Here is a 23,036-nt window from a genome sequence, read left to right as displayed (position 1 = left end):
TTTGGGCATTAATGCAGTAAATTTTAGGAGGAAAAATATGAAAAAGTGGTTGCTCATTATCCCCTTTTTATTTATTTTAGGTGGGATTCCATTTGCAAATCGAATTTACCCACTTATCTTTGGAATTCCATTTGTTTTAGCTTATATTGCGGCGGGTGTTATTCTGTCCTCTATCATTTTGTTTCTTTTGTATAAATGGGAACAAAACGGGGAGGATAATTTATCATGACGGCGCTTTTTATTATTTCGGCCTTTTTTATTTTAACGATTATTTTAGCAATTCGCGCGAAGCAAAAACAAAAAATGACACTTGAAAATTGGGCGGTCGGGAACCGAAGCTTTAATACTGTATTTGTCTTTCTTTTAACGGCGGGTGAAGTGTATACGACGTTCTCGTTTTTAGGTGGGAGCGGCTGGACGTATTCGAAGGGGATTTCAGCGGTTTATGTGATGGTTTACATTGCGCTTTCTTATGTTTCGTCTTATTTCTTACTTCCGCTTATTTGGTCTTATGCGCATGAGCATCGCCTTGTTTCACAGTCTGACTTTTTTGCTAAAAAATATGATAGCAAATGGCTTGGCGTTATCGTGGCTATCGTGGGCGTTATCGCGATTATTCCCATTATCGTCATTCAGCTAAAAGGGCTTGGCATCATAGTTTCGCTCACATCATATGGAAAAATCCCAATGAATGCTGCGATAATAATCGGAACGCTCGGCATCATTTTATATTCCGTTCTTTCAGGAATTCGCGGCGTTGCTTGGATTTCCGTTTTAAAAGATTTTATGATTTTATTTGTCATTGTGTTTATGGGAATTTATTTGCCACTTCACTATTTTGGCAGTTACGGCGAACTTTTCACACAAGTAGCTGCAATTAAGCCAGAACTGCTAACATTTCCAGAAACCACTTACACGGTAACTTGGTTTATTAGTACTGTTCTCTTTTATGTGCTCGGTTTTTATATGTGGCCGCAAGTTTTCGCGTCTACGTTTACCGCAAAAAACGCAAATACTTTCCGTAAAAATGCGATAATCAGCCCAATTTACACGCTCATGCTATTATTTGTCATTTTCATCGGATTTACAGCCGTCATTAAAGTGCCCGGCTTGCAAGGTGACGAAAGCGATCTTGCACTCATTCAGCTCGCCATTCAAAGCTTTAACCCGTTTTTCGTGGGTATCATTGGGGCGGCGGGCATGCTCACCGCACTTGTGCCGGGTTCGATGCTCTTAATGACAGCGAGTACCTTATTTTCTAAAAACATTGTCTTTGGGTTAAAAGGAAGCTACAACGAGGCGCGTGTCGCAAGGCTGTCCAAACTTTTCGTGCCGCTTCTTGGCGCCCTTTCTTGCGTGTTCGTTTTCCAAGGTGGCAATGCGCTTGCAGCGATTCTTCAAGTGGGCTACAGTCTCATTGTGCAGCTTTGTCCGGCGCTCTTTGCAAGTTTGATGAAGCGCAATCCAGTGACAACGGCCGGCGCCATTTCAGGAATTGCAACGGGGATTTTAATTACCATTTTTGTCAGCAATTACAGCATGACGCTTGCGACGATTTTCCCTGACTTGCCGCGCACAATTAGCGATATTAACATTGGCTTCCTGCCACTACTGGCAAATATTCTCGTCACTTTTATAGTTAGCGCATTCACGAAAAAGGAGAATTTTCGGCATTAAAAAAAACTTGGCATGATTACCAAATTTTGACTACTTTTCCAAAAATATTTCTACGTTTGACCCAACCATTTACAAAGCCATGGTTATTCGAAATTTGAAATTCCATTTCATTATTGCGCGAACGCACGGCAGAAATCAGGTGCGTATAGTAGTTCCCTTTTACTTTACAAAAAACGATTGTTTTCGGTTCTAATAAAGTGTGTTCATTCACCGGTTCTAAACTAACTGGCTGATTTGACTTAATGATGGGCAACATAGAATTACCCGCTTCTTTGTACTTCTCGATGAACTGGCCATTTTGAAGTAAGGAAGCGATGTAGCTTGCCTTGGACATAGATTCTCCCTCCTTTTCATGTCTAAATGTAACACATAGCCTACAGTTTGTAAACAAAAAAAAGCTGATTCCGCGGGGGATCAGCTTTTTACTTTTTTCTTTTGATTTGATTTTAGCGACAGCTTCACGACACACTCCACGTGGCTTGTCATCGGGAACATGTCGACCGGCTGCAAATACCGAATGCGATAGCGTTTTTCGAATAAAGCTAAGTCGCGGGCTAACGTAGAAGGATTGCATGACACATAGACAAGTTGCTTCGGACGAGCGCTTAAAATGGCTTGCGTTAAACTTGCATCAAGTCCAGTTCGCGGCGGGTCAACAATGATTGCGTCAGGCGCGTAGCCTTCACTTCGCCAATTTTGGAAGACTTCTTCTGCCGTTCCAGTCACATAATGTGCGTTTGTAATTCCGTTTTTCACCGCATTGTTTTGCGCATCTAAAACGGCTTCACGGACCACGTCCATGCCGCGTACTTCTTGTACTTTTTGAGCGAGCGAAAGCCCAATTGTGCCCACGCCGCAATACGCATCGACAATTTTTTCATCGCCAGTTAGCGTAAGCGCTTCTGAAACTTCCTCGTATAAACGATTCGTTTGCTTCGGATTGAGCTGGAAAAAGGCACGTGCCGATAAATCAAAATGAAGCTCTTTAAGCGCCTCTTCAATGCTTGCCTTTCCATCTAAAAGAAGCGTCTTATCTCCAAAAATTAGAGACGTCTTATCAGAATTGATGTTTTGCATGATTGATACAATTTCTGGGTGGCACGCCTTAATTTCTGTTAGGATTTCTTGTTTTTTCGCAAATTTTTCGCTTGTCGTCACAAAAACAAGTTGCACCTCATCCGTTTCAACGCCCACGCGGACAACAATTGTGCGGATGAATCCTCGGCCGGTTGCTTCGTCATACGCGGATATCCCGTATTTCGTAAGCAAATCGCGCACCGAATTCGTGATTTCAACCGTCCGCTCATCTTGTACGAGACAATCACTTGTTGGCACAAGTTCGTGTGAATCCGCACCAAAAAGACCTGTCACGATAGCGCCGTCTTGATTAGTTCGCGCTTGAAATTGGCTTTTATTGCGGGACCGGAACGGGTCTTCCATACCAATTGTATCGCGAATTTTCATTTTGTCGGTATTGAACGTTGTATGTTTCTTCAGCGCTTGAATTAAAATATCTTTTTTAAACTGTAGTTGCGCCGAATAGGATACGTGTTGCAACTGACAGCCCCCACATGCTTCGTATACGGGACAAGGCGCGACAACCCGATTGGGTGATGGTTTTCTGATTTTACGCACCACGGCTTCACTGTATTTTGGCGCTGTTTTAGTCACTTTTACGACGACCTCTTCATCCGTCAGTGCGCCTTTAACAAAAATAATAGTTCTTTTAAAATATCCGATTCCTTCGCCGTTAATTCCCATTTTTTTGATGGTGAGTGGGAATTCTTGTCCGACCTTGATTTGCGCTTCGCTCAACATGCTCTCCTCCATTCATTCTTTCTTATACTACCAAAAATTGCGAGTTTTGTCATGGCTGTTTTTAGCTAAAATTTGGTACAATAGCCATATCAGCCTTGGTTTTACTGAACGAAGGAGGCTTTTTGAAAGGATGGAAAAAAACGTGATTGTACTTGCTGGAATGATTGGCGCTGGTAAAAGCAGCTATACGGAGCTGATTGCAAAGGAACTTGGTTCAAAGGCATTTTATGAGAGTATTCAAGATAATCGTATTCTTGAAATGTTTTATAGCGACCCGAAACGCTGGGCTTTTGCGCTACAAATTTATTTTTTAAATACGCGTTTTCGTAGCATTAAACGCGCCCTTTTAGATCAAAATAATGTTTTAGATCGCAGCATTTATGAGGATGCGCTTTTCACGAAAATTAATTTTGAGGACGGGAATATTTCGGAGCCGGAAATGGATACGTATTTGGATTTACTGGACAACATGATGGAAGAGATTAGTACGCTTCCGAAAAAGTCGCCTGATCTGCTCATTTATTTGCGCGGAAGTTTAGAAACGGTTTTAAAACGCATTAAACTGCGCGGACGTCCTTATGAGCAAATTGAGCTTAATCCCGCCTTGCTGGACTATTACACCACCTTGCATGCGCGTTATGATGACTGGTTTGACGCTTACGATCATAGTGACACGCTTGTTGTCAACATTGACGAAATTGATATCCACAATGAAGCGGATGCGGTTTATTTTATGGACTTAATTCGCGCTAAGCTAAATGAAATTCGGTCATAAAAAAAGGACTGGCGATAAAATCGCCAGTCCTTTTTAATTGATTTCGCCGACTGCTCTTCTCTGTTTTAAAATGAGAAGTGTCGCATTGATTTCGCCGCCAATCATTAAAATAATGCCTGTCAGATAAAACCATAACATTAAAATAATGATGACACCGATACTGCCGTATGTCGCTGAATAGTTGCCAAAATTATTGACGTAAAATGCAAAACCCATTGATGTAAGCGACCATCCGACTGTTGAAAAAAGCGCACCTGGTAAGATTTTAAACAAATGATTGCGCTTCGCTGGTGCAACCCAATATAAAAATGTAAAAACAACAAAAATAACAATGACTGTTACTAACCAGCGAATATTATTCCAGAAATCTATGACCTCAGGTGAAACATGCAGATGGTCAAAAACGAACAAGCCAATTTGTTGACCGAATACAAGTAAAATTAACGTGATTGCAACCGTTGCTAACATCGCGAGTGTAAAAACCATCGATACAAAACGCTTGATGAAATAATTACGTCTGTCGCTTACACTGTATGCTTTGTTAAGTGCTTTTGTGACAGCATTCATACCATTTGAAGCTGACCAAAGTGTCCCAATAATCCCAATCGATAGCAACCCACCGTTTCGGTTTGAGAGCAACGAATCTAAATTGCTTTCTAAAAAGTTAATAATTTCTTTTGGAGCGAACTCTTGAATTAAATTAAAAACAGCATCTTTATCTATATTTAAATAGGCGAGTAATGTCGCCGCAATTAAAAGCATCGGAAAGATTGAAAAAAGCATATAATAGGCTAGCTGTGCGGCACTTCCAGAAACATCATTCTTTCCAAAACGCTCGATAATAATGCGGATAAAACGATATAGCGGGTGCCTCGTTAGCATTTTTAGCATAAAAAATTCCTCCTTCCAACCATTTTTTCTAGTCCTTTAAAATTCGCGCACCATGTTATTTTATGATAAAATGCTTTTTATTACGAATAAAAAGGGGCCAAACCGTATGAATTTAGAAAATCCCTCTCAAGAAAATGTGGATTTTATGTTAAAAGAGATTACTTCCAAACTAAAAATGGTAAACAGCGGTGTATTTGAAAATTTAAAACTCGAAAACATTCATTATGATAGATTGCTCGATTTATATACGTTAATTCACCGCAAAAAATTGATTAGCCCTAGGGAAATGCAATTATTTGCTGAAGAATTAAGCTTCATTCGTATTTAAGTAGTTTTCCGCAAAATCAACAAATTCTTTTAAATCGAATATTTTAGACGGGGCGAGCGCAATTTCTTTTTTGTGGCTCCCCTTTTCTTTTTCAAAAACTTCGCCGATTTTTAAGAACACTTCGCTGTTGTAATTCTTTTCTTCAAACATTTGGATAACCCGCGCATTGTTTTTAAGCAGTGTCGCTCTATTCATTTTATTTGCGACTTTGTTTGACCGTTCTTCTGCCAAATGAAGCGATGTGTTTGAATCATTATCAACACCGAACAAAACGATTTTACTACCTGTTATTTGATACAGCTTCCCTAAAGGAGAATTTTCCCCAAAACCATGTTCTAAAGAGTGATTTTCGAGGATTTCTGCCGCGTGTTTCCCCCAAGCTGTGAAGGAATAAAAGGGGTGATTGCTCCTTGACACTTCTGGAAGTGCTCGGAAAGTTTCTGCGATAACACCCATTTTATAGCTCGGTGTTCGGTTTGGATCAAAGACTGGCATTGTTTCTCTGATTTCTTCCCACCATTCTTTTGGTACTGGAGGGTTTTCCCAATTTTCCGGGTCGGACAAGCCTCCTGTTTGAGCAGGCATGACAATCGTTCCACTTTTCGTTATAACCGTTTGCAGTGCATCAATAAGTGTAATAGCACCGCCACAAATCCAGCCAGCTTGTGACATGGAGGCGTGAAAAATAATCGTGTCCCCTTCTTTTAAGCCGGCTTCTCTAAATTCAGTGAGCAAACGTTCTTTAGTGAATGGGACTTTTGTTCTTTGTATTGTAAGCTTCTCCCCCATTTTATCCCTTCTTTCTTAAAAAACTGCAACATGTGTATGTTGCAGTTTTGTCTTTAGTCGTTTTCACCTTGATAAGTCAAAATTTCTGGACCATTTTTTGTAATCGCAATCGTATGTTCATATTGCGCAGAAAGTGAGCCATCAACAGTTCGAGCTGTCCAGCCATTATCGTCCATTTTAGCACGCCAATCACCAATATTTACCATTGGTTCAATTGTAATTACCATGCCTTCTTTTAAGCGAGGTCCTTTACCGGGTTGTCCGTAATGTGGGACTTCTGGTTTTTCATGTAATGTTGGGCCAACACCGTGACCGATGAAATCACGTACGACACTTAACTTTTCGTTTTCGACATACGTTTGAATGGCATGACCGATGTCGCCAATTCGATTTCCGACTTGAGCTTGTTCAATTCCAAGATAAAGTGATTTGCGCGTTACTTCCATTAAGTGCTTCACTTCGTCGCTCACTTCACCGACAGCATAAGTCCAAGCTGAATCTGCAAGCGCTCCGTGATAATTCACGACCATATCAACCGTCACTATATCGCCTTCTTTTAAAGGGGTTTTGCGCGGAAAACCATGGCAAATTTCATCATTAATGCTTGCACATGTCGCATACTCATATCCTTCAAAGCCTTTTTGTTCCGGAGTAGCTCCTTGGCTTTTTAAAAACTTTTCTGTAAACACTTCAATATCCCAAGTTGTAATGCCTGGTTGAATTAATTTTGCGATTTCTTGGTGTGTTGCAACTAAAATATCGCCAGCACGTTTCATTTCGTCAATTTCGCGGCGTGATTTAAGTGTGATCATTTCGTTTTTCATCCTCCCTAAAAAATTCCACTATTCTTTATTATAACCTTCTACTAGCATAAAATAAAGTATTCTATAAAAAAGGTTGCACAATTTTTTCGAACATTTATAATAGAGTTATTGGTGAAGACTTTATCAAGCTATCCATTTTTTTACATTATGAATAGCTGTTCACAAAATTCTTAGAAAATGGTGGTTAGAAGATGGCAAAAGTGATGATTGTTTATGCAAGTATGACTGGAAACACTCAAGAAATTGCGGACATCTTAGGTGAAGAATTAGAGAAATACGATATTGAAGTTGAAATCGAAGAGTGTATCAATGTTGAACCGGAAGATTTACTTGACTACGACGGAGCGCTTATCGGTGGTTACACGTATGACGATGGTCAACTTCCAGATGAATTTGTTGATTTTTATGAGGATATGGCTGATGTAGACTTTTCTGGAAAAGTTTGTGCATCGTTCGGGTCGGGCGATACATTTTATGATGAGTTCTGCTTAACAGTAGACCTTGTTGAAACCCGCTTAAAAGAACAAGGTGCGACAGTCCCTGTTGCTGGGCTAAAAGTAGATTTAGACCCTGACGAAGAGGACGTTGAGCGTGCAGAAGCTTATGCTAAAACATATGTGGACGTGCTTTTAGGCTAAGAAAATTATAGTTTTCTACAAAATTAAAGAACTAAGCCAGTGACTGGCTTAGTTCTTTTATTTAATCTTGATTTTGATTTTGATTTTTAAATGATGGAATGAATACGAATAATGCTAAAATGATGCATAGCGCGCATGTAATGGGACGGATAAATAAAATCGACTGATAACCTGGTTCAATAAAGAAACCAACTAATGCAAGCATTCCCCAAGTAGCCACAGCGGTTAAGCTAAAATAACGGTTATTTTTCCCCACTAAGTATAAAATACTTGCCGTAACCATTAGGCTTGAACATATGTAACCAAATCGTCCCATTTCTTCTGCAGAAACACTAAAAATATTGACCAACACAACGTTTTGAGTATTTATCTGAAAAATAAAACCCGTAACAGCAACTGTAAATGACAATAACGCAATAAAAATTCTCATAAATTCCCCATCTTCTTTTTTTTAAATACATTATATCAATTTTTATGCAAAAAAAATACGTTTTATAAAAAGTTCGAAATATTGTCAAATTTATTCTTATCGTTTGTTTTTTCTCCGATTATTCCTTATGATAATTGAAAAGGAGGAATCGAGATGGCCAATGATCAAGCAACACCTAAAAAAAACAGTACGAAGAAACCAGTTCCTGTTAAACTAATCGTTAGTGCAATTTTAGTTGTTTTTATTATTATTTTTGCAGCTGTGAATGCCGAAAAGGTTCGTGTAAACTTCATTTTCATGCATGTTGAAATGCCTTTAGTTCTCGTGATTTTATTTTCCACATTAATTGGTGCTTTAATCATGTTTGGTTTTAGTTATTTTAGAAAAAAATAATGAATTGACCTGTACAATATAAAAATGTGCAGGTTTTTTCTTGCTCAATCGTTGCTTTCCCAGTAATTTTAAGCTACTATTATCTTATCGAAAAAGATAGGTGTGATATATTGTGACAAAATTTAATGAAAAGTTAAACAAATACGCTGAACTAATCGTTAAAGTTGGTGTGAATGTTCAGCCAAATCAAAAAGTTGTGATTGCTTCTAGCATCGAATCGGCGCCTCTTACGCGTTTAATTACCAAGTATGCATTTGAAGCAGGTGCTTTAGATGTGATTGTAAATTGGAATGATGAAGCGGTAACACTTGAGCGCTATCACAGCGCCCCGCTGTCCGTTTTTGAAACAGCTCCTGAACATCGCGTGAAAGAACGAACTGAACTCGCTAAAGAAGGTGCTTGTTTTATTTCCATCGTATCAGAAAATCCTGATTTACTTAAAGACGTAGCAAGTGAAAAAATTTCTGCTAACCAAAAAACAATGGGAGAAGCACTTAGTGAATTCCGTGAACTCTCAATGGCGAATGTTGTAAGCTGGACTGTTGTGGCGGCTGCTTCTGCTGGCTGGGCAGAGAAAGTATTTCCTGATTTACCACTCGAAAAACAAGTTCCAACACTTTGGGAAACCATTTTTGAAACAACGCGCGTCAATACGGATAATCCCGTTGAAACTTGGAAAAACCACGATACTACTTTAAATGCTAAAGCAAATGAATTAAACGAAAAACAATTTAAAACATTACATTACACAGCTCCGGGAACTGACCTTTATATTGGTTTACCGGAAGACCACGTTTGGGTGGGTGCTGGTAGTTATAATGCAAAAGGGCATGAATTTATGGCAAATATGCCGACGGAAGAAGTTTTCTGTTGCGCGGAAAAAACGAGCGTGAAAGGTTACGTTTCTAGTACAAAACCGTTAAGTTACTCTGGAAACGTTATCGATAACTTTAAACTTACTTTTGAAGATGGTCGTATTGTAGGCGTTGAAGCTGAAAAAGGACAGGATATTTTACAAGATTTAGTGAATACAGATGAAGGCTCTCACTATTTAGGCGAAGTGGCGCTCGTTCCAGATCCGTCCCCGATTTCACAAAGCGGTATTTTATTCTACAACACGCTATTTGATGAAAATGCTTCAAACCATTTAGCAATCGGAAGCGCTTATGCGTTTAACATTAAAAACGGTGAAAACATGAGTCGTGAGGAACTTGACGCGCGCGGTGTTAACACGAGTTTAACGCATGTTGACTTTATGATTGGTTCAGATAAGATGAACATTGATGGCATCACGAAATCAGGTGAAACGATTCCTGTATTCCGTAATGGCGACTGGGCATTTTAAAATCCTTTGCGTTTAACATATACCGCGTGAAAGCTCCCTCCTGCTTGCAATTTCGGGAGGGGCTTCTTTTATTTTAAACAGAGAAAGAAGGTATATGATGAGATTTTCTACATGGGATATTAATTTAAAAGTGCGCCTTTTTGGGGAGGCACTGCTTGATATTTCTTTTTGGACGGTGTTCCCTTTTTTGACTTTATATTTTTCAGAAGCGATTGGGCGGCAAACAACGAGCTTGCTCCTGATTGTTTCGCAACTTTTGGCCGTTATTACTGCGTTACTCGGTGGCTATTTCGCTGATGTTTACGGACGAAAACGGATGATGAGCATTTCCGTTGTTGGTGAAGGAATTGGTTTTTTAATCTTTGCCATTGGGGCGCTTTCGTTTGTTGACTCACCGTACCTGAGCTTTTTTGGATTCACGATTGCGAGTATTTTTATGGCGTTTTATCAGCCGGCGAGCCAGGCGATGATTGCTGACGTTGTGAAGCCAGAACATCGTAGCCATGTTTATTCGGTTTTCTACATGATGATTAACATCGCCGTTGTGATTGGCCCAATTATTGGGGCGGTCGTCTTTAACAGCTTCACCGTTCAGACGCTACTCGCGATTACATTTTTTGATATTGTTCTTCTTTTTCTTTTGCAAAAATTTGGTCATGAAACGGCGCCGCTCGCGCTAAACCCAGTCTTAAGAAAGGAACAAGCGAGCAAAAATATTTTAACCGTTTTAATGGAGCAAATTAAAAATTACCAATTAATTTTCAAAGATAAAATATTTTTCCTCTACATTTTAGCTGGCGTCATTATTTCGCAATCTTTCATGCAACTTGACCTTCTATTCCCGCTTTATATTAAAGAAGTCATTGGCGCATCAAGCTTGTTTGGTATCCCGCTTAGCGGCGAAAAACTATTTGGCGTCGTCGTTTCCATCAACGGCTTTTGTGTTGCGTTACTCACTGTGTTTATGACACGCTGGATGACACGTTACAAGGAAAAATTTGTCTTTATGAATTCCTCGTTCTTATACGGCATCGCTATTATGTGTTTTGCCATTTCAACAGGCGCACTTGGTGCCATTTTCGCTATCATTTTATTTAGTTTTGCTGAACTGATGACTGTAGGTATACAGCAAAATTTCGTTTCCAAACTAGCACCGGAAGATAAGCGGGCGATGTATTTCTCGGCGGCGGGCCTTCGGTATACGCTCGGGAAAGTCATTGCTCCACTTGCCATTACGCTTGCGACATTCATTGGGTATTTTTATACTTTTGCGATTATTGCCAGTTTGGCGGTCATTAGTGGACTGATTTATTACGTTATGTACATTCAATATGAAAAAGCACATCATTAAACGTGTCGCGGCAATCGCATTTTAAACGATGGTCGCGACATGTTTTTTTATTACAGAGATTACGGTGAATTTACTTTCTTCAAAAAAAGAAAAGGTTCTGATTAACATTTCTTATCATGAAGCTAAATCTGGTGCTTAACGCGCGAAAAAGCTTTATACTGTTCCATAAGGCCTTTTGTGCCGAGTATTTTATTGTTAAAGAAAGTTAGGTGTTAAAATGTTTGGGAGTTCAACAATTGGGATTGATTTAGGTACGGCGAACATCCTCGTCTACAGCAAATCAAAAGGTATCATTTTAAACGAACCTTCTGTAGTAGCTTTAGACACACACACGAAACAAGTTTTAGCGATTGGAACAGAAGCTAAAAATATGATTGGAAAAACACCTGCGTCTATCGTGGCGATACGGCCAATGCGAGATGGAGTTATTGCAGATTTTGATATTACTAGCGGCCTTCTTCAGGAAATTATGCGACGGATTAACGCAGCAGGCGGAGGCTTTAAGAAACCAAAAGTAATCGTTTGTACGCCTACGGGAGCAACTTCCGTTGAACGTCGCGCGATTACCGATGCGGTTAGCAGCATGGGGGCGCGCTCTGTCGTTCTAATTGAGGAACCTGTAGCCGCCGCAATTGGAGCCGATCTTCCGGTTGACGAGCCACTGGCGAACACCATTGTCGACATTGGTGGTGGAACGACTGAAATTGCGATTATTTCTTATGGAGGGGTTGTATCTAGTACCTCGATTCGAACTGGCGGCGATCATATCGATGAAGAAATCATCGCGTACATTCGGAAAAATTATAACGTTTTAATTGGCGAATCCACAGCTGAACGCGTCAAAATGGAACTCGGCTACGCACCTATCCCGCATGCGGAAAAAACAATGGAAGTTCGCGGACGCGATTTACTCACTGGTCTTCCGAAAGTGGTGGAAATTTCCTCGAATGAAATCCAACATGCGATTTCTGAACTATTAAATCGCGTTTTGGAAGCAATTCGCCTGACGCTTGAAAAATGCCCTGCGGAATTAAGTGGCGATATTGTTGACCGCGGCATTGTTTTAACTGGTGGCGGTGCCCTCATTCAAGGCTTACAAGAATGGCTTGTAAAACAAATTGATGTGCCAGTACATATGGCGCCAAGTCCGATGGAATCGGTTGCGATTGGCACAGGAAAATCACTGGAGTATATCGAAAAATTAGATAAGCTAGCTGGAAAATAAAAAAAGCGTGTGAACCTTGTTAAAATAAGGATCACGCGCTTTTTATTTCCTTGAAAAGTCGCTCTTAGTTTGATAAAATTAATTCGTTAGGCTTTTGTCCTGGTAGCTCAGTAGGATAGAGCGACAGCCTCCTAAGCGAGCGTTGGAACAATCGCCATTTAACTATTAATATAGTGTATATCTAGCCATATACACGCTTACGTCCCCGTACCTCAGTAGGATAGAGGGTTCGCCTCCTAAGCGAAACGTCGCTGGTTCGATTCCAGTCGGGGACGCTAGAAGATAATGCTGAAAGCCTTTAAAATAAGGTTTTCGGCTTTTTTGTAATCTATCATGATGTTATTTATTACAGATTTATTCTCTTTTTGGTTAATAAGTACAATGGATAAATTTTTATTTGAATTGTTAGCTGAAAATTTGTTAACTCTCATTTTTTGAAGCTAAAAATTCTTTGCTTTTTCTCTGTTTGCTAACACTTTTTGTTAGCAAGGAATCGCAACCCACTAATTGTTAGCAAGACTTAGCATAACTTGAATCTGTTGCCGGCTCTGTTCATCAGACATGAATTTCATCAAGTTATTAAGAAACTCATCATTTTCAGATGGAGTTTTTCTGCAGTTCTTTGATCTGATTCTTCAAGTGTACCATAAAACTGTTCTTCCAGCTTTTCAGCATTCAACCGTCTATCTTCAACAATCACTCTAGTATAAACGTCCATTACCATTTCAGCTTCGGCATGACCTGTATCACCTTGAACGGATTTAATATCGTCATTCGTCATTTTCAGCTTATATCCAGGGCTTAAATGACGTAAGCTATGAATATACTACTACCTCAAAGTTATTCTGCTCACAGAGTGTTTGAAATCTGTCACAAACGATTCTACTTTCTAAAGGATTGCCATTGTCTAGGGCAATAACTAAGTCATAATCGTTATAGCACTGCCTAAAAAACATTTATTTTATTATTTTGATTTGCCGTTTGCTAGTTACTTTTGTTTGAAAAACATTGTATGTACCCGAAGACTTCCAATCACCAGCTACGATTATGAATTTATCTCGATTATTGTATACAATATCTCTAAAAAAGCGAAATAGTTCATCACTTGAAACTTTCAAAATAAATTCATATTTTTCTGAACCCGGAACGACTAAATGAATTTCTTTTTCGTTAGCATTGTAAAACCTACCTGTTTTGGGTTTTGATTTAATAATTCTATATCCAAAAACACCTTTGGGATACATATACTCGCTTCTATCATCTAAAAGCATTTGCCCAATCACTTTATTGTTATATGTCTGAGTACAGGAATGGGCTATGCACATATCATAAATTTGACGAATAGTTCGTAAAGGTTTCAAATTAGATTCACCAGTCTTGTGAGCATTAGAGAGTTTGTCCTTTTTTGTAGTGTTGGTTGGATTCAGCATATCTTCAAGTGCCATCTCAAAATCAAATAAATTTTCGTCAGAATTATCTGGTTTGAAACCATTAGATGAACCATAATCACATTTTTCTATATGAGGAAACGCTTGTCTATTTGCACTAAAATGAGCAGTTGATAATCCATCAACACCACATAGGTACATATGTGCATCACAATTAGGATTTGGACAATAATAACGTATATCCATATCTTGTTTTAAAGCATCTTTTGCAAGAAATTCTATCGTTCTTCGACTATCCTTATATACATACATTGCCATGACATAGCCTCCTAAAAATTCGGATTCCAATTATACTCTATATTTTTTTCGCGTCTTAATTTTAGGTGAGGGTCTACAAAACTATTTCGGATTGAAAATTTCATTTCTACATCATACTGAACTTGTGCAATGAAATTATTATTGTCAGGAAATAAAGCCCTGTCTTTTCCACGGCGCAACTCCTTTTTGTATAAAACCATGTAAAGAATGTCGGCTTCCATAGTACCGTGTTTTACTTTATTTGAACTGAATCCATAGTTTTCCAAAACTTTAAGCTGGTTTATAATTTCCGCTACTGCTGATTTCACATGGTTGAGTCTTTTAGCTCTTTTGAGATACACAACAGCCTTAAATCGTTTTGTATCCTCATGACTAATATCTTCAATTTCAGTTATTCGATAATCTTGTGTTTCTATGTCTGGATAGTAACGAAACGAATCTTCAAATTCGTTTCTATCTTCATCATTAATTGGAAACATCATCACGTTCTTATCGTCAACCACACGTTTCCAAGCTTCATCTAATTCTATTGTCCCATTTGTTAAATCGTTAAGCACAATACCCTTAACGGTAAAAAAAGAAGTAACAACTCTCGGTGAATGGAACGAAACCATGACAGTATCATTCGGAGACAATCCTCTTAATTGAAATACTCTTTCTGCTGAATTTAATCCTAGAAAAACCCGTGAGTTAATATCTAAATCAACACCCGTATATTCAATATTTACGTGCTCTCTTTTTCCAGTGTCATTATTTATGTCTAACTGATATACTTTGTCACAAGACGTTAATAAGGTAGACATTGAGAGACTTTCAAAAAATAGCGAAGTATCTTCATGAACTGTCGGATTTTGATACACCTCATTGTAAGTTATATTCTCCTCGCATAGATAACCAATCCAACTTAATACTATGGCTGAAACTCCATCATAGAGTTGTAGCAAAGAATCTTTAAATTCATATACTGTAGATTCTTGTGTTAGATGTTCCGCACCTTCACGATATGAGAATATCATTTTTGAACCATTGGCTTTTACACCACCATGAGATATTGCATTCCTAATATTTGAATCTGCTAAATCAGTTATTTGTGAATAACCTCTTTTATTAAGACATTCTATTTGAGGTCGCAAAGTTTTCTGATAAAGATTTTTCTTTTCGACAACACTTTGAAATTCAATAAATATTTTTAAAACATTACTAAATCCAGCATTCAACAAATCATTATATATATTAATGCTGAATATTTTAGCCTTAAGTTCCTCACTGCCCTTAAATCTATTCATGAGCATTATTCTTTCTTCAATATCCAACATACATTCATAAGCATAAACTAGGAAGTGGAAGTTACTTTGCAAGGCTGCCAATATAACATCTTTTCCCAGACAATTTTCTAGCTCCTCAATTTTATGTTTAGAAAAAGAAAATATATCGTTATTCCAATGCTTTATTTGGTCGTTTTTAAGATATTTATATAAAATTGGGTGATAAATTGATGGTAAGAAATCTGCCTTAGGGAATAGTTCTAAAAATGTTTCTTTTACATCTTCTAATCCAGTTTCCTTATTCGACTCCCACCAATTTATATAATCACTCATTTCCACATTTATTCACCTCCATCATTTTTATTTAATTATACTTGCAATAGTTATATAGCTCAACAAAATTCGTGATTACTTCTTTTTAACTAATTATTTATCTTCGTTATTTATTTTCTTGGTATTTCGTTTTGAGATAATATCATGAGAGTAAATCATACATAGAGAACTCCTAAGCTGTAGGTCGTGGGTTCGATTCCCTCCGAGGACATCTATAAAAAGAAACATAGGTAAACAAAAATCCAGTAATAATCCCATCTTTCGAAATGGATTTCACTGGATTTTTGTTTATTTATGTCCTAAACTCTTTTATTTTAAACAATTAAGGTTGTATAAATCATTCTACTAAAAAATGGTCGCTTCCGCGACCACTTTTTCTTAATCTTATTTCTCCACCAATCTAAAATGTTGCCACGGAAGAATATTTTCAAGCAAATAGCATTCTTCTGGAACGACACGGGCCACGATATTTGTGTTGCCAGAGTTTTCCATATCACGGAGAGCAATTTGCATTTCGCCTTTGTAACGCTCGTAGCCGTTGTTATCGATTGTCACATCACCTAAAGCAAGTTTTTCCGTATCATGAGCTGGGAAATCATGCGTTTTAAAGTTTACGCGCGTCATCGTTGAACGGATAACATAAGCGGAAACGTCGCCACGGTTGAAGTGTTTTTGCGTCAACACGATTTCTTTTTCAACAGCAGTTGTTCCTGGTAAAAATTCAACTGCGATTTGTAATTCGTTGCGGTTCAGTTCACCGAGTGCCTTTAGCTCCGCCTCAGATGCGAACATGTTCCCCACAATAACATCGTCAATTAAACCGGTATTCCACAAATCTTTCGCTTGAACAGTAATATCCACGCCGCGATGTTCCTCAAGCGTTGGAAGTCCCCCGTCTACAACGAACCACGGACCATATTCGCCGCTGTTTGAAGAAACAAAAGCAGCCGTTCTTAAGTTTAAATCTTTAAATTGCTTGCTCGTACGTAAGAAGTGCTCGCGTGAAAGCGCCGTGTAGCGTCTTGGATAAAAGTTATGGCAACCGATAATGTTTGCCACATTTGCTTTATAAGATAAAATATTTTCAACATAACGTGTGCCGTTACTAATGTTTAATTCAATCATTAAATCGTTGTCATCAAAGCTCATTGCCGCTTCTTCCGCGCCCGAAAAACCTAAATCAAGGCGTAAACCAGATAAGCCGATTTCTTTAAAACGGTCAAGTTCTTGATAAGTAACATTAAGCGATTCAAAAACAGTCGGATCAACGTCGGCAATAACTTCATAACCGAGCTCATTCGCGCGTTTACAAATCGTTTCGAGTTTCGCGAATTCTTCTTTATCGTTTGCCGAAATTAAACATGTAAAAATACGACTGAAGCCATATTTTGCAGCAGTTTCAATATATTGTAGTGATTCTTCTAAGGCAACATGTTGCGGGAAAACCGAAATACCTAATTTTCTCATAGTCAAAAACCCTCTCTTCTCTTATTTCGTGCGATATAGTTCAACAATTTCTTTCGCTAAATCTTTAAACGTGATGGCATTCATCAAGTGGTCTTGTGCATGCACAAGTAAAAGCGACACTTCTGTTTTTTCACCACGAGCTTCTCCTTGGATTAAAGCCGTTTGCGAATGATGTGCTTCGAGTAAAGCTTCCTCCGCTAATTTGATTTGTTCGTCGGCTTTTTCAAAATCACCTTTTTTTGCTGCATCAATAGCGAGCATAGCATCGCTTTTTGCGTTGCCTCCAAAAACGATAAGTCCCATAATAGTTTGTTCTAATTCCATTTTATACACGTCCTTTTCTTTAATTATCCGCTTGCATCATTCGAAATGCTTGATCTAATACTTTGTTTCCATCCATGGTGCCAAAGTCTATGCTGTCAATAATCTCAACCGGTATTCCAAGTGGATCTAATTTTTTCCTTAAATTTTTAGCTAAAAAACGAACTTGCGGTGCGAGTAAAACGGCGTCCGTATTCTGGATATGTTTATGAACATCAGCCTCAGCAACAGCGAGTACTTCCGTTTCAATCCCGCGTTCAGAGCTTACCTCAGTCATTCTTTTTACAAGTAGGCTACTTGACATTCCTGCCGAACAAATGAGCATAATTTTTTTCATTTTGACCCTCCGAAATCGAAATTTAGCAACAAACTATTAGAATGCAAGTTTCATGCCAACTTCGTTATTTTCAAATGCCTGCTGTATCCTCTTTTTCTTTTACACAAAATCAGTAGAAGTGTGTAGCTTTCTACACACTTCTACATATTTTAGTCTGCCGCACCAATTCGATTCGCGAGCATCATTTGCGTGAGATAAGCAATTTCGGATTGCGGCACTGTAATATTATACTCGCGCTCCACATTTTCCATCATTTGCTGGGTGACTTGCATCTCAACTAAATGATTTTTCGCAAACTCATTAAAATCTGGGAACTCACGGTCAACAGCACCCAGGCGCATGCGTTCAATTAGGAATGCTAAATGTAAAATCATGCCGATGTCAACGCCCGGTTCTAAAATTAAGTTAAGTTGAATTTGCAACTCGGAAATGATTTTCCGCAAGAAATAAACTAGCTCTTCCGCTGACTCGACAGCTGTTAAATTTCCGTTTAAAGAAGCAATTAATTTTTCATAAGGTACTTCGTCATTTAAAATTCGTTTGATAATGTCGATGCCGCCATCTGAAAAGACTTCAAGCGCACTGAAAAATGGAATATCACGATACTGGAATTCAACAGAACCCATAATTGCTAAAATATTGTATTCCTCCATCAACTGATCAATGCGCTCACGAAACGCCTCTTTGTGCAGAAATTGCAGAACAATAATTTCCACTTTCGTTTGGTCAATAAGCGGTTCCACACGAGCCCGAAGCTGTTCGGCAACGCCTTCTCCAGTGAAGCAAGTAAAAATAACAACATTTTTAGCAGGTTTCGCCCGTAAAATTTGTGCTTTATATTTGTTTTCAAACAATTGCTGACAACTTTGGTAGATGTCTTCAAGTCCCCTGCCAAGCGAAGCCTTTCGAATTGCCTCAAGCACAACCGGCGTGCTAGCCATAGTCACCGTTTTCGTCCGAATACCGAGCTCTTCTGTCAGCATGTTCCCAAACGAAGCGAGCGAGCCCATATCTGAAAGAATTAGCACACCTTTTTGTGGATCTAACTTGACGACCAGTTTTTTAACTTTTTCATACATCGTCTTCACTTCCATCGAAAGCGGCATGTCGATTGCCGTACCACTTTCAATGCTTAAAAGTTCCTGCACCGTTTCCACCATGCTCGTTGCAGTCGAGCGGCCATGCATGAGGACTAAAACTTCCACTTGCGCTTCACTCACAAACATCGATTCAACCACTTCTGCTGTTAAAAACATCGTTAAGAAGCCAATTTCATCAAATGGGATTTCAATGCCTAGTTCCTGCTCAATTAAAGAAGAAATATCAATAGCAACTTGGAACTCCTTCGGATATTTTTTGCGAACATTGTTTAAATCGGGGTGAATAATATGTTTTTGTTCGCGAATCCGTTCAATTGTGCTTTGTAAATGAAGTGCAAAAGCAAAGCGCATCTTGTCATTATACTGCCGTTCTAGGCGGTTTGTCGCCACTTCATATACGCGCTCCGTAAGCCGCCAAATTTCTGGGACAATGATTTCCTTCGCCGTTTGTTGCGTCGGAAGTTGCACCATATAATCGTGGAAATATTGGTCCACGTCCACATAAAGTGCAGCTTCGAGCTCTGTCTGATTTTTCCCCTCTTTAATCAATTCGTCAGCACGATCTTGAATGGCTTGGTAGACATCATTTACGTTCGTATATTTGGCCGCACTTTCCTCGCTCGAATCGGCAAATTTAAAAATCGTTTTATTCACGTCAATAAGGCGATTAAGCTTTTCAGGCTCGTCTTTCATGTGCAGTAGACCTTTTTGAACATGGATGGGCAAATCGTCCTGTTCGATTAAAATGTAGTTTGTCGCCTTCGTTTTATAATGTAAGAACGCTTTCGCACACGCCAATTTTAAGTCACGTTGCAATTGTCCCACATTGGCGCTTGCATGATAAAGTAAAAAGGCGATTAGAGCTTGGCGATGTACGCGAATCGGCTGGTTTAACCGGCGCGCTTCCTGCTTCAAGAAAAATTCAATCAATTGATAGCGCTCTTCCAAATTGCGTTCTGAAAGTGCCGGTAGCGTAATCGTCATCGGAATCCGTCTAGTAAACGTTTCAAGGAGAAAATTATCTGGCGATTCCGTTGTCGCTCCAATAATTTGCACCTGTGCGGTATGCACTTTTGAACTTTCACCAAGCGGACGATACTCCCCCTTATCGATAAAAGTAAAGAGCATTTCCTGACCTTCTGGCGGCAAGCGATGAATTTCATCTAGGAAGAGAACACCTCCATCTGCTTTTGCTAACAAACCCGAACGTGTTTCCTCTGCGCCTGTATATGCGCCTTTTATAACGCCAAAAATTTGACCAAATAAAAGCTGCGGATTTTGTGCGTAGTCAGCGCAGTTAAACGATACAAATGGAGCGGTTTTCGAAATCATGGTAGACTCTTTCGCAAAATGATACATACATTCCGCAAAAAGCGATTTCCCAGTACCCGTTTTCCCTAAAATAAGCGTATGAAGACCGTGCGGTGGATATAGAATCGCTGCTTTAGCTTGTTGAATACTAACCTTTAAACTGTCACTAGAACCAATTAAACGATCAAAAGCGCTTGTTTCATTCGAGGTAGCATCAACTTCACTTTCTATCTTTAAAGCTTGATAAAAAACTGGTTTCCCAGGTAGTTTTTCAATTTTGTTTTCTTTAAATAGGTCATTCAAGTACCTGCTGGCGTTAGCCCGGTCCATACCTAGCGCATTTGCTACATCTCCAGCTGAAACTTTTTGATTCATCGCATTTAAGTGTTGTAATACTTCATCTTTTCTACTCGACATGCCCTTCGCTCCTTTAAAAACTCATTCATCTTTATTATACTCGTTTTTGTAAGCGCCTTTCAAGTTGTTAAAAAAGACGTTTACTTTTTCTTCGGTGCTGCACCAGACATAAGTTTTCCTTTATAGAAACGAACAAGCTCTCCCGTTTGATTTATGCCTGTTAAATATTGCTTGAGCGTTCTTGTTTCTCTTTCATTGACGAAACTAATAACCGTTCCGGCTTTTCCCATTCGACCTGTTCGTCCCGAACGATGCACATATTCTTTTTCTGTTTTCGGAAGATCATAATGAATGACGTACGGGAGATCTGGGATGTCTAGGCCGCGGGCTGCGACGTCGGTCACGATAAGGAAATTTAATTCCGCTTTTTTGAAGGCTTGCAATGTTTTTTTACGCACATCTCGGCGTATGTCGCCATGAATTCCAGCTGCCTTCACCCCGTCATACGCGAGTTTTTCTAACAGAATATCCATTCTCGGTTTATCGCGAACAAATACAAGCGCGCGCATGCCCGGAACGTGTTCGAGTCTGCGTATGAGCGTGGCCTTATCACGATTTTCGACTTCCATATAAAGGTGGGTCACATTCTCATTCGCACGCTCAACTGGTGTCGCTTCAATGAACAGTGGTTTTTTTTCGGTTTGTCTAAAAAATTGTTCGGAATCATCTAGTTTCGTTGCCGAAACGAGGACCAGTTGTCTGTCGCGCATACTACTAGCTAAAATCTCCATGGTCGCTTTAAAATTTTCTGCCAGCAGCAATTGGTCGGCCTCATCAAGCGTAATCGTCTTGACTTCATGCATCTTAATTTTCTTTAGCTTGATGAGTTCGAGTGCGCGCCCAGGCGATGCCACAATGATTTGCGGTTTCTTTTTTAGTTTTTCAATTTGACGTTTGACGTTCGCCCCGCCGATAATCGGGAGCACAGTGATACCGTCTTTCACCCACGTTTTAATGGTATCTGAAATTTGCATGACAAGTTCATGGCTTGGGGCCAAAACGAGCCACTGCGTATGTGGTTTTGCTTCTATTTTTTCGAGAATTGGTAGCGTGTAGGCAACCGTTTTTCCGGTCCCGGTCGGAGAAATCGCAATCACATCGTCCCCGTTTTGAAGCGGCTCATAAATTGCGTTTTGAATATCTGTCGGTTCACCGTATGCATGTTCCAACCATTTTTCCTGCCAAATTTTTTGCATATTAAATCTCCTCTTTTTTCATTCATTAAGTAAGCTCATCATATCATAAAAAAAAAGGTAAAACCATATGGCTTTACCCTAGAGTGATGACAAATTGCAATCTGATTTCGTGCTGTACGTTTTGCTTGTCACCTTAATTTACCCGACTGAGCCGCCTCGAATGAGCGACGTGTAAATGATTTCGTTTTCAGTTTCTTCTTGTTGCAGCAATTTCACGAGCTTTTCAGCGGCGACAGCGCCCCATTTGTACTTGGAATAGTCGATGGTCGCTAGGCGCGGGTTTAGATAGGCGCCGACATCGCGGTTATCGAAGCCGATAATGCGAACATCGCGGCCAATGACAAAATTTTGTTTCGCGAAATAGCGGTACATTCCTATCGCCATGTTGTCGTTTAGCGAAAGCACCGAAACGGGATGCTTCCATTCGCGAACAATTTGGGCGGCGGCAAGCTCACCAGAAGCTTCTTCAAAATCGCCTTCGATGACGTGGACTTTTTCGCTATCAAAACGCGCCAGTTCCGTGAGAGCGGTGTCAAAACGGACGTTGCCGTCGAACGAATCTTTTGGTCCTTTGATGACATAAAAGTCGCCGCTAAACCCTTCTTTTAGGAAATCGACAGCGAGAGTGGCGCCTCCTTTGTTATCTAGCAAGACTTGGCGGATGTTAGGGTGCGTCAGTTCGCGGTCAAGCACAACCATTTTGTGGCCGCGATCAGCGTATTTTAAAATATCTTCCGTTTTAAACGTAGCATCCAATATGATGGCACCGTCAATCATTTTTTCCGGTAAAAAACGCTGCGATTTTTCCCCGCTGAGGGCAATAAGTTCATAATCTAATTTGCGCAGCGTTTCCGTGAGTCCATCAAGAAGTGGTCCGTAAAAAGCGCCGCCGTAGTTCGCCAAATAGGCGCCGATAATTTTTGTTTCGCGTGTTTTCAAAGTGCGTGCGGCCATGTTTGGAACATAGTTTAGCTCATTCGCAATGGCTAGAATGCGTTTCCGTGTCTTCTCCGTCACCTTCGAACTTCCGTTAAGCGCATAGGAAACGGTGGATATGGAAACGCCAGCTTGTTTTGCAATATCTTTAATTCCTACCAAA

24 protein-coding genes and 1 tRNA gene are annotated in these 23,036 nt (G+C 39.5%); 10 read left to right on the top strand and 15 right to left on the bottom strand.

Features of this window, described 5'->3' with window-relative positions; genetic code table 11:
• The first annotated feature begins 37 nt into the window (after positions 1 to 37).
• Both CFS04_RS11955 and CFS04_RS11950 read left to right on the top strand, forming a co-directional pair.
• Positions 38 to 229 carry a DUF3311 domain-containing protein gene (locus CFS04_RS11955; protein ID WP_088810914.1) on the top strand — a complete coding sequence of 64 codons (192 nt, stop codon included), beginning with the start codon at positions 38 to 40 and terminating at the stop codon, positions 227 to 229.
• Complete coding sequence (locus tag CFS04_RS11950; RefSeq protein WP_088810913.1) at positions 226 to 1,677, top strand: sodium:solute symporter; 1,452 nt, start codon at positions 226 to 228, stop codon at positions 1,675 to 1,677. Before CFS04_RS11955 ends, CFS04_RS11950 begins: the two co-directional genes overlap by 4 nt.
• Before the next feature lie 16 nt (positions 1,678 to 1,693).
• On the opposite strand, the gene CFS04_RS11945 is transcribed toward CFS04_RS11950, so the two are convergent.
• Positions 1,694 to 2,011 (bottom strand): phage repressor protein, encoded by a 318-nt coding sequence (locus CFS04_RS11945; RefSeq protein ID WP_088810912.1) that lies wholly within the window; start codon positions 2,009 to 2,011, stop codon positions 1,694 to 1,696.
• A gap of 80 nt (positions 2,012 to 2,091) precedes the next feature.
• Entirely contained in the window at positions 2,092 to 3,492 is a 1,401-nt protein-coding gene (gene rlmD, locus CFS04_RS11940; RefSeq protein WP_088810936.1) for a 23S rRNA (uracil(1939)-C(5))-methyltransferase RlmD, read from the bottom strand.
• Positions 3,493 to 3,625: 133 nt separating this feature from the next.
• Between rlmD and CFS04_RS11935 the strand changes: the two genes are divergently transcribed.
• A complete protein-coding gene (locus tag CFS04_RS11935; protein WP_088810911.1) occupies positions 3,626 to 4,270 on the top strand; it encodes a deoxynucleoside kinase in 645 nt (214 codons plus the stop codon).
• A 33-nt stretch (positions 4,271 to 4,303) separates the two neighbouring features.
• On the opposite strand, the gene CFS04_RS11930 is transcribed toward CFS04_RS11935, so the two are convergent.
• A complete protein-coding gene (locus CFS04_RS11930) occupies positions 4,304 to 5,161 on the bottom strand; it encodes a YihY/virulence factor BrkB family protein (RefSeq protein ID WP_088810910.1) in 858 nt (285 codons plus the stop codon).
• A gap of 106 nt (positions 5,162 to 5,267) precedes the next feature.
• Here CFS04_RS11930 and CFS04_RS11925 point away from each other — a divergent pair, with 106 nt between their 5' ends.
• Positions 5,268 to 5,489, top strand: a complete 222-nt coding sequence (locus CFS04_RS11925) for a DUF1128 family protein (RefSeq protein WP_088810909.1) — start codon at positions 5,268 to 5,270, stop codon at positions 5,487 to 5,489.
• Here the strand turns inward: CFS04_RS11925 and CFS04_RS11920 are convergent.
• Positions 5,469 to 6,278 carry an aminoglycoside N(3)-acetyltransferase gene (locus CFS04_RS11920; protein ID WP_088810908.1) on the bottom strand — a complete coding sequence of 270 codons (810 nt, stop codon included), beginning with the start codon at positions 6,276 to 6,278 and terminating at the stop codon, positions 5,469 to 5,471. The two genes, CFS04_RS11925 and CFS04_RS11920, sit on opposite strands and share 21 nt — an antisense overlap.
• 53 nt (positions 6,279 to 6,331) lie before the next feature.
• On the bottom strand, positions 6,332 to 7,090 hold the full coding sequence (gene map, locus CFS04_RS11915; protein WP_088810935.1) for a type I methionyl aminopeptidase: 759 nt from the start codon (positions 7,088 to 7,090) through the stop codon (positions 6,332 to 6,334).
• A gap of 203 nt (positions 7,091 to 7,293) precedes the next feature.
• On the opposite strand from map, the gene CFS04_RS11910 reads away from it, so the two are divergent.
• Positions 7,294 to 7,740, top strand: a complete 447-nt coding sequence (locus tag CFS04_RS11910) for a flavodoxin (protein ID WP_088810907.1) — start codon at positions 7,294 to 7,296, stop codon at positions 7,738 to 7,740.
• Between the two features lie 61 nt (positions 7,741 to 7,801).
• Here CFS04_RS11910 and CFS04_RS11905 read toward each other — a convergent pair whose 3' ends face one another.
• Positions 7,802 to 8,170, bottom strand: coding sequence for a hypothetical protein (locus tag CFS04_RS11905; RefSeq protein ID WP_088810906.1), 369 nt, complete (start codon positions 8,168 to 8,170; stop codon positions 7,802 to 7,804).
• A gap of 153 nt (positions 8,171 to 8,323) precedes the next feature.
• On the opposite strand from CFS04_RS11905, the gene CFS04_RS11900 reads away from it, so the two are divergent.
• The 5 genes from CFS04_RS11900 (at position 8,324) to CFS04_RS11880 (ending at position 12,759) form a co-directional block, all read left to right on the top strand.
• Positions 8,324 to 8,563, top strand: a complete 240-nt coding sequence (locus CFS04_RS11900) for a lipopolysaccharide assembly LapA domain-containing protein (protein WP_088810905.1) — start codon at positions 8,324 to 8,326, stop codon at positions 8,561 to 8,563.
• A 112-nt stretch (positions 8,564 to 8,675) separates the two neighbouring features.
• Positions 8,676 to 9,908, top strand: a complete 1,233-nt coding sequence (locus CFS04_RS11895; RefSeq protein ID WP_088810904.1) for an aminopeptidase — start codon at positions 8,676 to 8,678, stop codon at positions 9,906 to 9,908.
• 97 nt (positions 9,909 to 10,005) lie between these two features.
• Positions 10,006 to 11,259 (top strand): MFS transporter, encoded by a 1,254-nt coding sequence (locus CFS04_RS11890; RefSeq protein WP_088810903.1) that lies wholly within the window; start codon positions 10,006 to 10,008, stop codon positions 11,257 to 11,259.
• A gap of 217 nt (positions 11,260 to 11,476) precedes the next feature.
• Entirely contained in the window at positions 11,477 to 12,484 is a 1,008-nt protein-coding gene (gene mreBH, locus CFS04_RS11885; RefSeq protein WP_088810902.1) for a rod-share determining protein MreBH, read from the top strand.
• Between the two features lie 201 nt (positions 12,485 to 12,685).
• Positions 12,686 to 12,759: transfer RNA gene (locus CFS04_RS11880), tRNA-Arg, on the top strand.
• A gap of 296 nt (positions 12,760 to 13,055) precedes the next feature.
• Here CFS04_RS11880 and CFS04_RS13065 read toward each other — a convergent pair.
• The 9 genes from CFS04_RS13065 to CFS04_RS11835 form a co-directional block, all read right to left on the bottom strand.
• Positions 13,056 to 13,265, bottom strand: coding sequence for a hypothetical protein (locus CFS04_RS13065; protein ID WP_205408914.1), 210 nt, complete (start codon positions 13,263 to 13,265; stop codon positions 13,056 to 13,058).
• Between the two features lie 175 nt (positions 13,266 to 13,440).
• A complete protein-coding gene (locus tag CFS04_RS11870) occupies positions 13,441 to 14,190 on the bottom strand; it encodes a hypothetical protein (protein WP_088810901.1) in 750 nt (249 codons plus the stop codon).
• A gap of 11 nt (positions 14,191 to 14,201) precedes the next feature.
• Positions 14,202 to 15,794, bottom strand: a complete 1,593-nt coding sequence (locus tag CFS04_RS11865; RefSeq protein WP_088810900.1) for a hypothetical protein — start codon at positions 15,792 to 15,794, stop codon at positions 14,202 to 14,204.
• A gap of 378 nt (positions 15,795 to 16,172) precedes the next feature.
• Positions 16,173 to 17,255, bottom strand: coding sequence for a DUF871 domain-containing protein (locus tag CFS04_RS11860; protein WP_088810899.1), 1,083 nt, complete (start codon positions 17,253 to 17,255; stop codon positions 16,173 to 16,175).
• A gap of 21 nt (positions 17,256 to 17,276) precedes the next feature.
• Positions 17,277 to 17,579, bottom strand: a complete 303-nt coding sequence (locus CFS04_RS11855; RefSeq protein WP_088810898.1) for a PTS lactose/cellobiose transporter subunit IIA — start codon at positions 17,577 to 17,579, stop codon at positions 17,277 to 17,279.
• A gap of 19 nt (positions 17,580 to 17,598) precedes the next feature.
• Entirely contained in the window at positions 17,599 to 17,913 is a 315-nt protein-coding gene (locus CFS04_RS11850) for a PTS sugar transporter subunit IIB (RefSeq protein WP_088810897.1), read from the bottom strand.
• Between the two features lie 149 nt (positions 17,914 to 18,062).
• Positions 18,063 to 20,741 carry a sigma 54-interacting transcriptional regulator gene (locus tag CFS04_RS11845; protein WP_088810896.1) on the bottom strand — a complete coding sequence of 893 codons (2,679 nt, stop codon included), beginning with the start codon at positions 20,739 to 20,741 and terminating at the stop codon, positions 18,063 to 18,065.
• 80 nt (positions 20,742 to 20,821) lie between these two features.
• Positions 20,822 to 21,937, bottom strand: coding sequence for a DEAD/DEAH box helicase (locus CFS04_RS11840; protein ID WP_088810895.1), 1,116 nt, complete (start codon positions 21,935 to 21,937; stop codon positions 20,822 to 20,824).
• A 138-nt stretch (positions 21,938 to 22,075) separates the two neighbouring features.
• Positions 22,076 to 23,035 carry a LacI family DNA-binding transcriptional regulator gene (locus CFS04_RS11835; protein ID WP_088810894.1) on the bottom strand — a complete coding sequence of 320 codons (960 nt, stop codon included), beginning with the start codon at positions 23,033 to 23,035 and terminating at the stop codon, positions 22,076 to 22,078.
• Position 23,036: the final 1 nt, after the last annotated feature.

Origin of the sequence: Listeria sp. ILCC796 (assembly GCF_900186175.1) — a bacterium.
GTDB lineage: Bacteria > Bacillota > Bacilli > Lactobacillales > Listeriaceae > Listeria > Listeria goaensis.
This window is presented reverse-complemented; position numbering and strand designations above follow the sequence as displayed.

Excerpts from the sequence above, each read along its gene's own strand:
- CFS04_RS11905 (WP_088810906.1), bottom strand. The coding sequence starts at position 8,170 with ATGAGAATTTTTATTGCGTTATTGTCATTTACAGTTGCTGTTACGGGT.
- CFS04_RS11910 (WP_088810907.1), top strand. The coding sequence starts at position 7,294 with ATGGCAAAAGTGATGATTGTTTATGCAAGTATGACTGGAAACACTCAA.
- CFS04_RS11845 (WP_088810896.1), bottom strand. The coding sequence starts at position 20,741 with ATGTCGAGTAGAAAAGATGAAGTATTACAACACTTAAATGCGATGAAT.
- CFS04_RS11925 (WP_088810909.1), top strand. The coding sequence starts at position 5,268 with ATGAATTTAGAAAATCCCTCTCAAGAAAATGTGGATTTTATGTTAAAA.
- CFS04_RS11855 (WP_088810898.1), bottom strand. The coding sequence starts at position 17,579 with ATGGAATTAGAACAAACTATTATGGGACTTATCGTTTTTGGAGGCAAC.
- CFS04_RS11890 (WP_088810903.1), top strand. The coding sequence starts at position 10,006 with ATGAGATTTTCTACATGGGATATTAATTTAAAAGTGCGCCTTTTTGGG.
- CFS04_RS11850 (WP_088810897.1), bottom strand. The coding sequence starts at position 17,913 with ATGAAAAAAATTATGCTCATTTGTTCGGCAGGAATGTCAAGTAGCCTA.
- CFS04_RS11840 (WP_088810895.1), bottom strand. The coding sequence starts at position 21,937 with ATGCAAAAAATTTGGCAGGAAAAATGGTTGGAACATGCATACGGTGAA.
- CFS04_RS11860 (WP_088810899.1), bottom strand. The coding sequence starts at position 17,255 with ATGAGAAAATTAGGTATTTCGGTTTTCCCGCAACATGTTGCCTTAGAA.
- CFS04_RS11945 (WP_088810912.1), bottom strand. The coding sequence starts at position 2,011 with ATGTCCAAGGCAAGCTACATCGCTTCCTTACTTCAAAATGGCCAGTTC.
- CFS04_RS11920 (WP_088810908.1), bottom strand. The coding sequence starts at position 6,278 with ATGGGGGAGAAGCTTACAATACAAAGAACAAAAGTCCCATTCACTAAA.
- CFS04_RS11935 (WP_088810911.1), top strand. The coding sequence starts at position 3,626 with ATGGAAAAAAACGTGATTGTACTTGCTGGAATGATTGGCGCTGGTAAA.
- map (WP_088810935.1), bottom strand. The coding sequence starts at position 7,090 with ATGATCACACTTAAATCACGCCGCGAAATTGACGAAATGAAACGTGCT.
- CFS04_RS11900 (WP_088810905.1), top strand. The coding sequence starts at position 8,324 with ATGGCCAATGATCAAGCAACACCTAAAAAAAACAGTACGAAGAAACCA.
- CFS04_RS13065 (WP_205408914.1), bottom strand. The coding sequence starts at position 13,265 with ATGACGAATGACGATATTAAATCCGTTCAAGGTGATACAGGTCATGCC.
- CFS04_RS11930 (WP_088810910.1), bottom strand. The coding sequence starts at position 5,161 with ATGCTAAAAATGCTAACGAGGCACCCGCTATATCGTTTTATCCGCATT.
- CFS04_RS11950 (WP_088810913.1), top strand. The coding sequence starts at position 226 with ATGACGGCGCTTTTTATTATTTCGGCCTTTTTTATTTTAACGATTATT.
- CFS04_RS11955 (WP_088810914.1), top strand. The coding sequence starts at position 38 with ATGAAAAAGTGGTTGCTCATTATCCCCTTTTTATTTATTTTAGGTGGG.
- CFS04_RS11870 (WP_088810901.1), bottom strand. The coding sequence starts at position 14,190 with ATGGCAATGTATGTATATAAGGATAGTCGAAGAACGATAGAATTTCTT.
- mreBH (WP_088810902.1), top strand. The coding sequence starts at position 11,477 with ATGTTTGGGAGTTCAACAATTGGGATTGATTTAGGTACGGCGAACATC.